This window comes from Marinobacter litoralis (genome assembly GCF_016427555.1).
GTDB lineage: Bacteria > Pseudomonadota > Gammaproteobacteria > Pseudomonadales > Oleiphilaceae > Marinobacter > Marinobacter litoralis_A.
The window spans coordinates 1,534,627-1,547,551 of record NZ_JAELVS010000001.1 but is presented as its reverse complement, the minus strand read 5'-3'; the positions used below and the strand labels follow the sequence as shown (position 1 = coordinate 1,547,551).

Genomic DNA, 12,925 nt, shown 5'->3' with positions numbered 1-12,925 from the left:
CAACAGAGACGTTGCGATATGCTTAACTTCTTGCCCGCCCCACTCAAAGGGGTTTTGGTACTGCTGCTCATCGTTCTGAATACGGTTATCTTTCTGCCGTTTTTGCTGCTGTTTGCGATCATCAAACTGGTTTTGCCCATCATTTTGATTCGCAAAGGCTGCACCATCGTGATCAACGGCATCGCCTGGTACTGGATTGGTTTCAACAACACCCTGATGCGGATTTTTCACAAGGTTGAATGGGACGTGCGGGGCGCCCAGACACTGAGCAAAGATCACTGGTATTTCGTGACCTGCAATCACCAAAGCTGGGCCGATATCACCGCCATGCAATACGTGCTGAACAGTAAAATCCCGTTGCTGAAGTTCTTCCTGAAAAAAGAACTGATTTGGGTACCTCTTTTAGGGATTGCCTGGTGGGCTCTGGATTTCCCATTCATGCATCGCCACACCAAGGAACAGCTCGCCAAGCGCCCGGAATTGAAAGGCAAAGATATCGAAGCCACCAAAGCCGCCTGCGAGAAATTCCGGTATACGCCGGTTACCATTTTCAACTTCATGGAAGGTACTCGCTTTACACCGGAGAAACACCAGCGCCAGAACTCACCCTACAACAACCTCCTGAAGCCCAAAGCCGGTGGCACTGCCTTTGTGTTTGGCGCTATGGGAGAGATGATCCACACCATGCTGGACGTGACGATTGTATACCCCGGTGGCACACCCGGCATCTGGGATTACATGTGCGGGCGGGTAAAGAAAATCATCGTAGACATTCGCACCCGTGAAGTGCCAGCGCAGTTCCTAGGTATGGACTATGAAGGGGACCGTGAGAAACGGGTGGAATTCCAGCGCTGGGTCAGCGCAATCTGGGCCGAGAAAGATGCCCGGATCGATCAGCTAAAGCAGGAAGCCTGACACTGACGCACTGAGAACCGGGGCTTAAAGCAGCCCCAGTTCCCTGGCCCGCACGATGGCCTGGGTTCTGGATTTCACATCCAGCTTGGCGTTAATACGCCGAGCATGGGTTTTCACCGTATGCAGCGAGATATGCAGTTTGTCGGCAATCGCCTGATTCGACAGCCCCTTGGCAATCAATTCCAGAACGCCCTGCTCACGCTCGCTGATAGGTTCGGCCAACTGCCCGGCTGAGGCCTCAGCCTGACATCCGAACACCTCACCCAACGCCTTGGTAAACTCCCCTTTTGGCAAGAACGCGAATGCCTTCTCCATTAACGGTGCCAGTTCTTTAGAAAGCTCCATGAACGGACTGATGAAGTGTTCTGCTGACGCCTGCAGCACGACTACTTCTAACTGCTTTCTGGCGGCCTGAGTGCCTTTTTCAGACAACAAGAGCACGGCATTCAGCAAACCGACGTGAAGCTGCAATCCAGAAGGGAAGGCATCTCCGTACCGCTGATGAATGGTCTCGAGATTTTCTCTGGCCCGCACAAGATCACCCGATGCAATCGCCTCCCTTACCTGCAGGCAATCCATAAGGCCCGGCATGGAGGGAAACAGCTCTGGCACGCAGCCGTCTTGCCGATACGGCTCCAGTTTCCCGATCGCTTGTTTGGCACTGTCGGTTTGGCCACACGCCAGCCAGCAACTGGCCTTCAGTGCCTCGAGTACGGGCACGTAAAGCGCTTCGTCTACCTGCCAGGCATGCATGGTGCGCTCCGCCCGCCCGATCCAGACAAACGCTTCGTCCAGCATGCCCTGACTGCGACACATCAACACTCTGAGCGCCATGGCAAGCAACAGGCCCAAATCCCGTGTTTGCTCGGCGTGCCGGACACAGCTAACCAACAGGCGATCCGCCTCTTTGACCCGGCCTTGATGCCAAAGCACCAATACCAGGCTCAACTGGAGCCGGGTTTCGCCGATGCGAGCGGGCCGACTCAGCTCCTGGAGCGACGTATCTAAACCGGTACGAAGCAGGTTTTCTGCGTGTCCTAACGCACCCTTGCTCAACTCAATTCTCGCGTGCGAATACACGGCCAGTGCCTCTGAACCCGAATCCCCGGCTTCTCTGGCCAATTTTGACGCTTGGCGGTTGGCTTCCCGGGCTTCCTGAAAACGACCGGCAGCGCATAGCGCGTTTGCCCGCACGATGTGTGTTACCAGTTGCGCTTGCCCGGATAGCCCCCCGGCTCTGAGCGCTTTGTCAGCCATGGCCAATGCCGGCTGAACAAACCCTTCGCCCCTCAGAATAAACGCTTTCAATGCGTAGATACGCGCTTCGTGCTCTTTCCAAGCATCCGGCGCGAAACCTTCCAATAACTGGCGCGCTTGCCGGAATTGACCGCCGATCGCATGCACCCAGCCGTAGACAATTCGCAATCTGGCACTGCGCTCGAGCAGGTGCTCCGGCAGATGTTTGCGCAGCATTAGCAGCGAAGCCGTGTCCTGACCCAATAAAAGCGCTTCCGTTCCTTCCGATGCAATGCGCACAACCTCAGCGTTATCACCGGCCAGAACAGCGCATTTTAACGCCTCCGGAAACTGTTTCCGCTGACCAAACCACTGACTGGCCAGCAGCATGCGGCTCCCTTGCCCAGCCACAGGCGGGCTTTGCAGGAAAGTTTGCAACAAAGGATTGAGACGGAACCATCTGCCCCGGCCCGGTACCTGCTTAATAGGCAGACCAAGCTCGACAGCCTGAGACGGCGATAAGGCCGAGCTGTCACCCGAACCACCAATTGCATAAAACAATTCATCGCAGCAACTATCGAGCTCAGCGATAATCTTGAGAGACTTGATTTGCGAAGATGTCAGGGGCTGACATAACGCGTCTTTCAGAAAGCGTTCTACATAAGGGCTTTCCTGAATAGGCCGGCGTTCTTCTGCTGTTTCAAGCTCCCGCCGGTACAGCGCCAACGGCGTCAGCCAACCATCGGTCAGGTTGTAGAGGTAATCGATGGCAACGCTGGTGATCGGATTTTCAACCTCCGCTTTCTGGAAGAATTCAAATGTTTCGGCGCGCGTTAATTCCAGGCGTTCCTGATCAATTCGGCGGTAGTTTCCGTTCAGTTGCAACGTATGACTGGCAAACGGCAAGGGTAAACGAGACACCAATGCAATCGCCAGGTTGCCCGGAATGTGCGTTACCAAATAATGAAGTAGGCCAACGACCGCCGGGTTGGTGACATGCTGAAGGTTGTCCAGAACCAAAACTTCCGGCTGGGCGGCTGTCTGGCGCGCTTTCGATACCAGCATCAAAGCCAGATGATCCTCGAAGGCTTCGCTGTTTCCTTGACCTGTATCCGGAACTTTCAATGCCGAGGCGAGTACGGAGAGGAATCGGGAAGGCGCGTTATCACCCGCACTTAACGATACCCATCGTATCGCGCCCCGCTCAAGAGCCTCGGACAAATCCGTGAGGGCACTCACCAGCGCATGAGTTTTGCCATAACCGCTCGGGGCTTCAATCGAAAGTACATGCCCAGGCACCAGAGCAGCCCGAATGAGCTGGTCCAGTTCCGGGCGACGCAATCGGTCTGCCGGAATCGCCGGGAGTTGAAGCCGATGTTCAAGAAGCTCACGAACCAATTCACCATGCTGAACACCGGCATTGGCAATTTGAAATTCGTCGTTAGCTGCACAGCCGTCGCTTAAAGGTTTCACGCTCTGCCCCATTCAAAACCAGGCAAGGTTGCAAACAGCCTGGTACAACTATGATTCGCTTAGGTATATAAGCGCTGGCGCCCGACATAGGGGTCGCCTTTAGTATGAGATTAAGGGTAGAGGGTAAACCAAATAACAGGCCATTAGCAAAAAATGGCCCTTTCCGACATTGCAATATAGGCGCGTGATTTGAGTCACATTTTCAGGAAATATTTACGACCACAAAAAAGGGCGAGCCAGAGGCTCGCCCTTTCCACCACATCAATTGCGGAATTAACGCGTACCAGCTCTTCGCAGAGCAGCCGGCGTGTAATCACGCGAATGACGCTCAGCACCGAAAGTGTAAGGATTATTCTCTTCGTTGGTCAGACCCAACACCAAATAGCGGCCAGAGAGCAAATCGTATAACACCTCGACGGCGTACCACGGCACATCTTTATCGTAGAACTGCATGGTGTGCGCTTCAGCTACACGCCACAGCTCTCCGCGGCCATCGTAATGATCAATTACGCCGGCCTGCCATGAATCCTCGTCGATGTAGAAGTCACGCTGAGCATAAACGTGACGCTCACCTTCTTTCAAAGTAGCGCGAACGTGCCATACCCGGTGCAATTCATAGCGCGTCAGATCCTGATTAATGTGCCCGGCTTTGATGATGTCATCATAGTTCAGATCACGATCAACCAATTTGTAGGAGTTATACGGAATGTACATCTCTTTCTTGCCCAGCAACTCCCAGTTGTAACGGTCTGGAGCGCCGTTGAACATATCGAAGTTGTCACTGGTACGCATGCCATCAGCCGCTGTACCCGGGCCGTCGTAGGCTACCTGAGGCGCACGACGAACACGACGCTGACCCGCGTTGTAAACCCAGGCACGACGCGGCTCTTTTACCTGGTCGATGGTTTCGTGGACGAGGAGTACGTTACCCGCCAAACGTGCCGGCCCTGTAATGGCTTGCTTGAAGTAGAACAATACGTTGTCGTCTTGCCCCTTTTTGTAATCCTTCAATGCACTGTTCCAGGTAATCTCGTCCTGGAATCGCACGATGGAGTATGCACCATTCGCGGTAGGCGTTGCCTGCCCTACATTACGCGCAACCGAACCACCACGATAACGGGTGATGTGGTTCCAGATAACCTCTAAACCATTCTGCGGAACGGGAAACGGCGTAGCGCTTTCATAGTTGCCAAGCCCGTTACCGTTCTGAATCAGCTCTACCGTGGTGGCGTTTTCGACGGTTTTATCCATAACGTCTTTCGGATAAGTCGCCGTCCGGTGGGTTGGATACACCGGAATCTTGTAATCGGCGTATTGACGAATCATCGCAACCTGGCCCGGCGACAACTTGTCGGCGTACTGATCAACGTTACTCTGATCAATCACGAATTCAGGCTTTTCATCCGGGAACGGGTTAACGTAGATTCCATCGCCTTTATAGCCTGCGGGTGGCGTTGTCATGCCGCCAGTCCACGCCGGGATGGCGCCGCCGTTGCCGGCTTTCTCAGCACCGATCGGGGTCAATGTATCACCCAACTTGGCCGCTTCGCCGGCAGAAACTGCACCCCAGGCCTGGCCAGCAAACATGCTTGCGGCCAGAACACCTGTAGCTAATAGTTTCTTGTTCAGTTTCATTTAAATTACCTCTTTGAACAAAAGCTGTCCGGTTCAGAATGAGTAAGAAACGCTCGCGCTTACAAAGTCGCGGTCGGTTCGCTCGTTATAAGGCTTGCCACCGAAGTAGTTGGTGTAACCGATGTTGCCGGTGATGGTGTTTTGATATACGCCCGTTAGAGATAAACCGATCGATTTGCTGCCTTCATTGAAAGCGCCACCCGGCTGCGGGGCATAGCCTTTAACGTCATGAGCCCAAAACACAGAGGGGGTCAAGTTGATGCCCGCGAAAGCATTCGGATATTCCCAAGCGAGGTTGGCACGGTAACCCCAGGAGAAGGACGTTACGAAACCATCGTTGGTGCAGTTGTCAGGATTCAGGTTGTTGTTCTCGCAGTCATTACTGCCCGGCGTAGCTCCCAGCCCGAAGGTTCCCGAACGGCCGTAGCGAGCTTCGTCCTTACCCGGCAGATCGTGGATGTAAGTTGCGCCAATTTCCGTCACCAACGACATCCGGCTGGCACCCATAACCTGATCGAAGAATTTGATCAGCGTCATCTGAGCTTGGGATACGCCGTAACGGTCGTTACCGGATACGGCAACCCCGTCAGTATTGCCGTTATTTTCAGCAGCGATTTTATCTTTATCCCGAGCGTAAAGAAGACTGAAGTCTTCCTGCAGTCCGCCGTAAATCAGCTCAAAGGCGTTCCACTGGATCGGCATTTTGTCGCGGTAGCTGTATTCCGCACCAAGCGACCAACCTCCGGGTGTTGTCGTGTTGATACTGATACCATACAGATCGATAGCTTCAGGGTATTCAATGAAATAGTTCGGGAACGGCTTGCCGTTTGAAGGGTCATTGGTCCGGCCGCTAATGTACGGCAATCGGCTATGGTACTTGATGTAGTAGAAGCCCAGCTCGGAATCGTTCAACTCGGGAACGTACCAACGCACAGCCACACCAAACTGATCTTCAGGATCGGGTTCTGCGTCGGCTTCACGATTGATTACAAGGCCGCTGGCCTGGTTCTGAGCTTCAGAAAGCGCGCCAGTCACAAACACCGGCCCACAACCATCGGCGACGAAATCGACATTTGAGAAGAAGGTCCCACAATCATCTGTACGAATTTTTTCCCAATCGGTTTGCACGAAACCTTCGATGGTCACGTTTTCAGTGACACCGGCTGACATGTAGAACATCTCTACTGGCAACAGCGCATCTTTCAATTGCGAGCCGGGGGCACGGAAAGCCGGGATATCAACCGGGTTGATGGTGTTGATGCCACCTTGGATGTACGTACTCTCACCCCAGCTCAGAACCTGCTTGCCGTATCGGGCACTGACGGGCACGTTGCCCAGGTACCAATCGGTAAACACGTAGGCATCGAGGATTTCGCCGCCCGATGCGTTGTCTTTGGCTTTGTCGTTCAGTTCAACGTAACGGCGATCGCCATCTTTGAGCTCAAAGTCGTACCAATAACGGCCTCGTACCAAAGCACCTACTCGGGTCAGGTAGTCGGAATCAACACTGTAATCCAGGAACAGCTCACTATTACCTTTAACAACATTGGAGACCATGTCGCCTTTGTCGAAGTTGCGGTTGCCGTCATCGTAGTTGTTTGTTGATGCTGTGCCACGGCCATCGTGTGGTGCGAGCAGTCGCTTGTCAGCATCTTCGGTGCGCCATGCAGCCCCAACTGACAGCGTGGTGTTAAACTGGACTTGCCCGGCATCCCCCAAGGGGTACGAAATAGCAAAAGCCGGGCTGGAGACGCCGGCTGCGATGGCGACGGCAAGTGGTAACTTGGTCCAGCGCTGCCAGGGTTGAGTTTTTCTTGTCATTGGAAGGCTACTCCGTTGTTGTTCTGAGTCGCTGCTCGATTATTCTGTTGGTTGGTGTTCGTCGGCCGTGTAGATATTGCCGTGATGCTAGCACTATAGCTAAGGCTTCTCGCGGCTTTGATCAGTCAAAAGTATGATTTTGCTGTCACTCTTGGTTAGCCGTCTTTCTCGCACCTCATCACTATAGTCAAGATTCGGGGATGCAACCACTTTGGGGCGGGCGGTTTTGGGCTTGTTCTTTTGCGGGTTTTGGAGAGGAATTCGGCTGGTAGCTACTAGCAGAAAAGAAGGCAGACACCGTGCAAGCGCACAATACAAAACCTCCCCTCCGGAAACCGCTACAAACACGTCCATGTGCGCTTCTCTTCGGCCATCCCTGGCCTACGACATTTCCGGAGGGGAGGTTTTATATTGTGCTCCCAAACTTTTTTAGGGAGGTCCGGGAGCACCTATTCGACACTACGTGCCGGTTACATCATTTCGATAGCCATCGCTGTGGCTTCACCGCCGCCGATGCACAGAGCCGCTACACCTTTCTTTTTGCCGTAGCGCTGCAGGGCATACATCAACGTAACCAGCAGGCGTGAACCTGTGGAACCGACCGGGTGGCCCTGAGCGCAGGCGCCGCCGTGGACGTTTACTTTTTCAGGGTCCAGACCCAGTTCTTTGATGGGCATCATGGCGACCATGGCGAAGGCTTCGTTGATTTCAAACAGGTCAACGTCGTCTTTAGTCCAGCCGGTTTTTGCGAACAGCGTCTCAATCGCGCCAACAGGTGCACAGGTGAACTCTGCCGGCAACTGCGACTGGGTGGAGTGACCGACAATGCGAGCCAGCGGTTTGAGACCGCGTTTTTCAGCTTCGGATTCGCGCATCAGAACCAGCGCAGAGGCACCGTCGGAGATTGACGAGGCGTTGGCGGCGGTTACGGTGCCGTCTTTGGCAAACGCGGGGCGCAGGCTTGGGATTTTTTCGATGTTGGCGTTGTGGGGCTGTTCGTCGTCTTCAACAACCACTTCGCCTTTACGGGTTTTGACGGTCACCGGGATGATTTCGTCTTTCAGGACGCCGTCTTCGATGGCTTTTTTGGCGCGGTTCAATGAGCGGATGGCGTATTCGTCCATTTCTTCGCGGGTGTAGCCTTTTTTGTCAGCCACTTCCTGCGCGAAGGAGCCCATCAGGCGACCGGTTTCAGCGTCTTCAAGGCCGTCCAGGAACATGTGGTCCTGCGGTGCGGGGCCCGGACCCATGCGGTAGCCTTGGCGGGCGCCTTGGAGGATGTGCGGGGCGTTGGACATGCTTTCCATTCCGCCTGCAACCATGATGTCGTTGGTGCCGGCTTTGATCAGGTCATGGGCGAACATGGTGGCTTTCATGCCGGAGCCGCACAGCTTGTTGATGGTGGTGGCGCCGGTGCTGTCAGGCAGACCAGCTTTACGCATGGCTTGTCGTGCAGGGCCCTGTTTCAATCCGGCAGGCAGTACGTTACCCATAATGACTTCTTGCACGTCAGCCGGCTGAATGCCAGCGCGTTTGACGGCTTCTGCGATGGAAATAGCGCCCAGCTCGGGTGCGGTGATCGGGGCTAGGCTGCCCATGAATCCGCCCATGGGGGTGCGTACACCGCTAACGATTACGACGTTGTCTTGGCTCATGTTGTGACCTCTCTGTTTAGTGATTTCTAGTTTTATTTAAGGCTTGTGCGGTGCTTCCAGATATTCCTGGGACTGCATTTCCAGCAAGCGGGATTCGGTACGTTCAAATTCGAAGCTCAGACTGCCACCGGAGTAGAGTTCGGTGATCGGAGCTTCGGCGGAGATGATGAGTTTTACGTTGCGGTCGTAGAATTCGTCGATCATATTAATGAAGCGGCGCGCCTGGTCGTCTTTTTCAACACCCATCACCGGCACATTGGAGACGATGATGGCGTGAAACTGACGCGCCATTTCAATGTAGTCGTTCTGACTGCGCGGGCCATCACACACGTCGAGAAAATCAAACCATACCACGTCATCGGCGTGGGCCTGTGCCGGGATTTTACGGCCGTTGATTTCCATCGATTTACTGTGTTTGCCGGCCTCAACAGCCAACGCGTCAAAGCTTTCCCGCAAACTGGCATCGGCGCCTTCGTCCAACGGGTGGTAATACAGTTCAGCCTGTTCCAGCGTTCGCAAGCGGTAATCCACACCGCCGTCTACGTTGACTACGTCGGTGTGCTGTTTGACAAGTGCGATGGCGGGAAGAAAACGCGCCCGCTGCAGTCCGTCTTTATAGAGACCGTCCGGGACGATGTTTGACGTGCACACAAGGGTGACACCCCGGCTGAACAATTCTTCCATCAAGGTGGCCAGGATCATGGCATCACCGATATCCGATACGAAGAATTCGTCGAAGCAGATAACCCGGGTTTCTCCGGCGAAGGTTTTGGCTACTTTCTCCAGCGGGTTTTTCTCGCCTTTGAGTTTTTTAAGCTCACCGTGAACGCGCTGCATAAAGCGGTGGAAGTGGACACGCATTTTTCGGTCGAACGGCAGGGCTTCGTAGAAGGTATCCATCAGGTAGGTTTTGCCTCGGCCTACCCCGCCCCAGAAGTACAGACCTTTAACCGGTGTTTCTTTGCCTTTCTTCAGCTTGCGGCGCAACTTTTTAAGGCGCTTGGAACGGTCACTTTCAGCTTCCACCAGTTTGTCGTACAGTGCTTGTAAGCGGCGAACGGCGTCTTCCTGCGCCGGGTCCTTGTGAAAATCCGGGCGCTCGAGATCCTTTTGGTAACGTTGCCAAGGAGTCAGGTTCGCAACAGTTTCGGTGGACACGGCTTCTGTCATCAGGGTTTTCCTGCCATCTGGGTGGATTTCTGGGCGCGGTATTGTCGCTTATTTCGTGCTTTTTGGCCATGTTACTTGGGCTGTGGAGCAATACGACGATTGGCGCAGTGTTTCGGCATGTGCGCTGGTGCTTCTGAGCGGTATACTCCTTTTAAAGGTTTTCGCTCTCTCGCATGTACTGACTAGGACGATTGTTATATGACGAACCTGATTCTTGCGGCCGCGGTCGCGCTGGTAGTAGGCATTATCATTGGGGTTCTTTTTGGACGCTCGGGCCAGGGGGCCTCTTTGCGTCAGCGGCGGGCTGAGCAGAAGATTGATGAGCTTCGGGGCGAGTTTACGCGTTATCAGGCTCAGGTGAATGAGCATTTCCTGGAGTCGGCACAGTTGTTGGAGCGGTTTAATAGTGCCTATCGCGATGTGAATGATCATATGGCGCGTGGGGCGAATCGTTTGTGTAATGATGAGGAGTGGCCGGAGTCGCTGGGGCAGGATGTGTCCGGGCGTATTGAGCACTCGGATTCTGATTCTTCTGAGCCGCCGCGGGATTATGCGCCCAAGGCTGATCCTGAGGAAAAAGGCACCTTGGCTGAAGACTTTGGTTTGCCTAAGGGTGAGAAGCGGCCTGCTTGATACTTTCAAAACGGTATAGGCTGATCAGAGCTTTCCGTTAGATCAGGATGGGGCGGCTTTTCAAAAACCGCTCCTTCGGCACGTCCATGTGACGCTTCTGCTCCGCCATCCATGGCTCCGCACATTTTTGAAAAGCCGCCCCATCCTGATCCTACAAATTTATGAGTTGCCCGCCCCTACGTTTTCGACGACTTCGAGCGCCCTTTTTCTTAGCGAGACTTTGGCCACGCCCCTTCCCGCAGTACTTCCGTCCCGTTATGCCGGGTTATCGCAGTCGATAAACTGGTGTTCTACTCCAAATTCTTTCGCTAGCGCTTCACCCAATGCTTTCGCGCCATAGCGTTCTGTGGCGTGGTGGCCGGCGGCGTAGTAGTGGATGCCGCATTCCCGGGCGGTGTGGGTGGTGGGTTCGGAGATTTCTCCGCTGATGTAGGCATCGACACCGAGCTCCAGTGCTTTGGCAATGAACCCTTGAGCTCCGCCAGTGCACCAGGCGACGGTTTTGATCAGGTCTGTGCCCTCGCCTACGTGAAGTGGCTGCCGGTTCAGCGCGCTTCCGATGTGCTGGCTAAAAGCTTCTGGTGACGTGGGCTCCGCCAGTTCGCCTTGCCAGATTAAGCCTCCAGCCGGTCGTGGGTTTTGGATACCGAGTACGTTGGCCAGTTGGCGGTTGTTGCCGTATTCGGGGTGGTCGTCGAGTGGGAGGTGGTAGGCGACCAGGTTGATGTCGTGATCGAGGAGTTGTTTGATGCGGCGTTTTTTCATGCCGCGGATGGCTTGGTCTTCGCCTTTCCAGAAGTAGCCGTGGTGGACGAGGATCATGTCGGCGTTTTGTTTTACCGCGGCGTTGATCAGGGCTTGGGAGGCGGTTACGCCGGAGACGATTGTTTGGATCTCGTCTTTGCCTTCAACTTGCAGGCCGTTTGGGGCGTAGTCTTGGAAGTTTTCGGGCTGGAGCCATTCGTTTATTTTCGCCAGTATCTGATTTCGATTTGCCATGAGTTATTCCCCTATTCTTCAGACTTTCGAGATCGGATCGGCGCTTAGATATTGGTGCAGGGATGGGGCTGGGCGGGCTTTCCAAAAACCGCTCCTTCGGCACATCCATGTGGCGCTTCTGCTCCGCCATCCATGGCTGCGCACATTTTTGGAAAGCCCGCCCAGCCCCAACCTTTTAACTTGAGTGCGCGCCGGTTGTTAGATCAAATTTCTCGCGAGCTTAGAGAAAGTCCAGAGCTTTAATCAACGCGTTGTTTTGGTCGCTGGTTCCTATCGTGATTCGTAGAAACTCGCTGATCCGCGGCTTGTTGAAGTGACGAACGATAATGCCCTGCTCTCTTAGCTCGGCGGCGACATCCGCACCTTTGTGGTTCGGGTGGCGGGCGAGTACGAAGTTGGCTTTTGAGGGCAAAACTTCGAAGCCGAGGTTTTCCAATCCTTTGGTGACCTTCTCACGTTCGCGAATAACACCGTTGCAGGAGTCTTCGAACCACTGGCGGTCTTCGAATGCGGCCACGGCACCCGCCAACGCCAATCGATCAAGCGGGTAGGAGTTGAAGCTGTCTTTGACACGGTTCAATCCTTCAATGAGTTCTGCGTTGGCGACGGCGAAACCGACTCGAAGCCCGGCCAGAGAGCGAGCCTTGGAGAGGGTTTGGCAGACCACCAGGTTCGGGTATTGGTTCACCAAGCGAATCGCGGTTTCACCACCGAAGTCGATGTAGGCTTCATCGACCACAACAACACTGTCCAGATTCGCTTCCAGTATAGATTCTACGTGCTGCAGGCCGATGTAACGACCGGTCGGAGCGTTCGGGTTCGGGAAGATGATGCCGCCGTTGTCGCGCTTGTAATCATCCGGGTTGATTTCAAAGTTTTCGGTCAACGGGATGATGTTGCTTTCAACTTTGTACAGACCGCAGTAGACGGGATAAAAGCTGTAGGTGATATCCGGAAACAGGATGGGCTTGTCCTGTTTCAGCAGGCCTTGGAAGATGTGAGCCAGCACTTCGTCGGAGCCGTTGCCGACGAAGACTTGGTCCTCTTCTATGCCGAAATCGGTGTAGTACGAAGCGATAGCCTCTTTCAGAGCGTGGCCTTCCGGGTCCGGGTACAGGCGAAGGTTGTCGTTCAGCTCTGATTTAATGGCCGAGATCACTTTCGGGGATGGCCCGAAGGGGTTTTCGTTTGTGTTCAGCTTTATCAAATTGGCCATTTTAGGCTGTTCGCCTGGCACATATGGCTGTAACTCGCTGACTAGTGAGCTCCAGTATTTACTCATGTGTATTGCACTCCAGATTGGTGCGGGAGTCGGTTTGGTTGTTTTGATTTGGGAGTTTTCGCGGGTCGGGTAGTGCTTTCCAAAAACCGCTCCTTCGGCACATCCA

General features: G+C 54.2%; 9 protein-coding genes. 2 read left to right on the top strand and 7 right to left on the bottom strand.

Translation table 11 applies throughout. The features are described 5' to 3' along the window. The first annotated feature begins 18 nt into the window (after positions 1 to 18). The gene (locus JAO79_RS07165; protein WP_199006488.1) at positions 19 to 915 is read left to right on the top strand and encodes an acyltransferase; all 897 of its coding nucleotides are present in this window, start codon (positions 19 to 21) and stop codon (positions 913 to 915) included. 24 nt (positions 916 to 939) lie between these two features. Here JAO79_RS07165 and JAO79_RS16395 read toward each other — a convergent pair whose 3' ends face one another. The 5 genes from JAO79_RS16395 to zapE form a co-directional block, all read right to left on the bottom strand. After that, entirely contained in the window at positions 940 to 3,624 is a 2,685-nt protein-coding gene (locus tag JAO79_RS16395; protein WP_320158944.1) for a LuxR C-terminal-related transcriptional regulator, read from the bottom strand. A gap of 273 nt (positions 3,625 to 3,897) precedes the next feature. Beyond that, positions 3,898 to 5,259: a DUF1329 domain-containing protein gene (locus tag JAO79_RS07155; RefSeq protein ID WP_199006486.1), complete on the bottom strand. Its 1,362-nt coding sequence runs from the start codon at positions 5,257 to 5,259 to the stop codon at positions 3,898 to 3,900. Between the two features lie 33 nt (positions 5,260 to 5,292). Then, positions 5,293 to 7,080 (bottom strand): DUF1302 domain-containing protein, encoded by a 1,788-nt coding sequence (locus tag JAO79_RS07150; protein WP_199006485.1) that lies wholly within the window; start codon positions 7,078 to 7,080, stop codon positions 5,293 to 5,295. 470 nt (positions 7,081 to 7,550) lie between these two features. Further along, the gene (locus JAO79_RS07145) at positions 7,551 to 8,735 is read right to left on the bottom strand and encodes a thiolase family protein (protein WP_199006484.1); all 1,185 of its coding nucleotides are present in this window, start codon (positions 8,733 to 8,735) and stop codon (positions 7,551 to 7,553) included. Between the two features lie 36 nt (positions 8,736 to 8,771). Next, positions 8,772 to 9,869 (bottom strand): cell division protein ZapE, encoded by a 1,098-nt coding sequence (gene zapE, locus JAO79_RS07140; RefSeq protein WP_227664458.1) that lies wholly within the window; start codon positions 9,867 to 9,869, stop codon positions 8,772 to 8,774. A gap of 234 nt (positions 9,870 to 10,103) precedes the next feature. Here zapE and JAO79_RS07135 point away from each other — a divergent pair, with 234 nt between their 5' ends. Continuing rightward, positions 10,104 to 10,538: a YhcB family protein gene (locus JAO79_RS07135; protein WP_199006482.1), complete on the top strand. Its 435-nt coding sequence runs from the start codon at positions 10,104 to 10,106 to the stop codon at positions 10,536 to 10,538. A 255-nt stretch (positions 10,539 to 10,793) separates the two neighbouring features. Here JAO79_RS07135 and JAO79_RS07130 read toward each other — a convergent pair whose 3' ends face one another. Beyond that, the gene (locus JAO79_RS07130) at positions 10,794 to 11,537 is read right to left on the bottom strand and encodes a Nif3-like dinuclear metal center hexameric protein (protein WP_199006481.1); all 744 of its coding nucleotides are present in this window, start codon (positions 11,535 to 11,537) and stop codon (positions 10,794 to 10,796) included. 220 nt (positions 11,538 to 11,757) lie between these two features. Further along, positions 11,758 to 12,819: a histidinol-phosphate transaminase gene (gene hisC, locus JAO79_RS07125; protein WP_199006480.1), complete on the bottom strand. Its 1,062-nt coding sequence runs from the start codon at positions 12,817 to 12,819 to the stop codon at positions 11,758 to 11,760. Positions 12,820 to 12,925 lie beyond the last annotated feature (106 nt).

What these genes read in the sequence shown, in the direction of transcription:
- JAO79_RS07165 (WP_199006488.1), top strand. Translation starts at nt 19, where the DNA reads ATGCTTAACTTCTTGCCCGCCCCACTCAAAGGGGTTTTGGTACTGCTG.
- JAO79_RS07135 (WP_199006482.1), top strand. Translation starts at nt 10,104, where the DNA reads ATGACGAACCTGATTCTTGCGGCCGCGGTCGCGCTGGTAGTAGGCATT.
- JAO79_RS07145 (WP_199006484.1), bottom strand. Translation starts at nt 8,735, where the DNA reads ATGAGCCAAGACAACGTCGTAATCGTTAGCGGTGTACGCACCCCCATG.
- JAO79_RS07150 (WP_199006485.1), bottom strand. Translation starts at nt 7,080, where the DNA reads ATGACAAGAAAAACTCAACCCTGGCAGCGCTGGACCAAGTTACCACTT.
- hisC (WP_199006480.1), bottom strand. Translation starts at nt 12,819, where the DNA reads ATGAGTAAATACTGGAGCTCACTAGTCAGCGAGTTACAGCCATATGTG.
- JAO79_RS07130 (WP_199006481.1), bottom strand. Translation starts at nt 11,537, where the DNA reads ATGGCAAATCGAAATCAGATACTGGCGAAAATAAACGAATGGCTCCAG.
- JAO79_RS07155 (WP_199006486.1), bottom strand. Translation starts at nt 5,259, where the DNA reads ATGAAACTGAACAAGAAACTATTAGCTACAGGTGTTCTGGCCGCAAGC.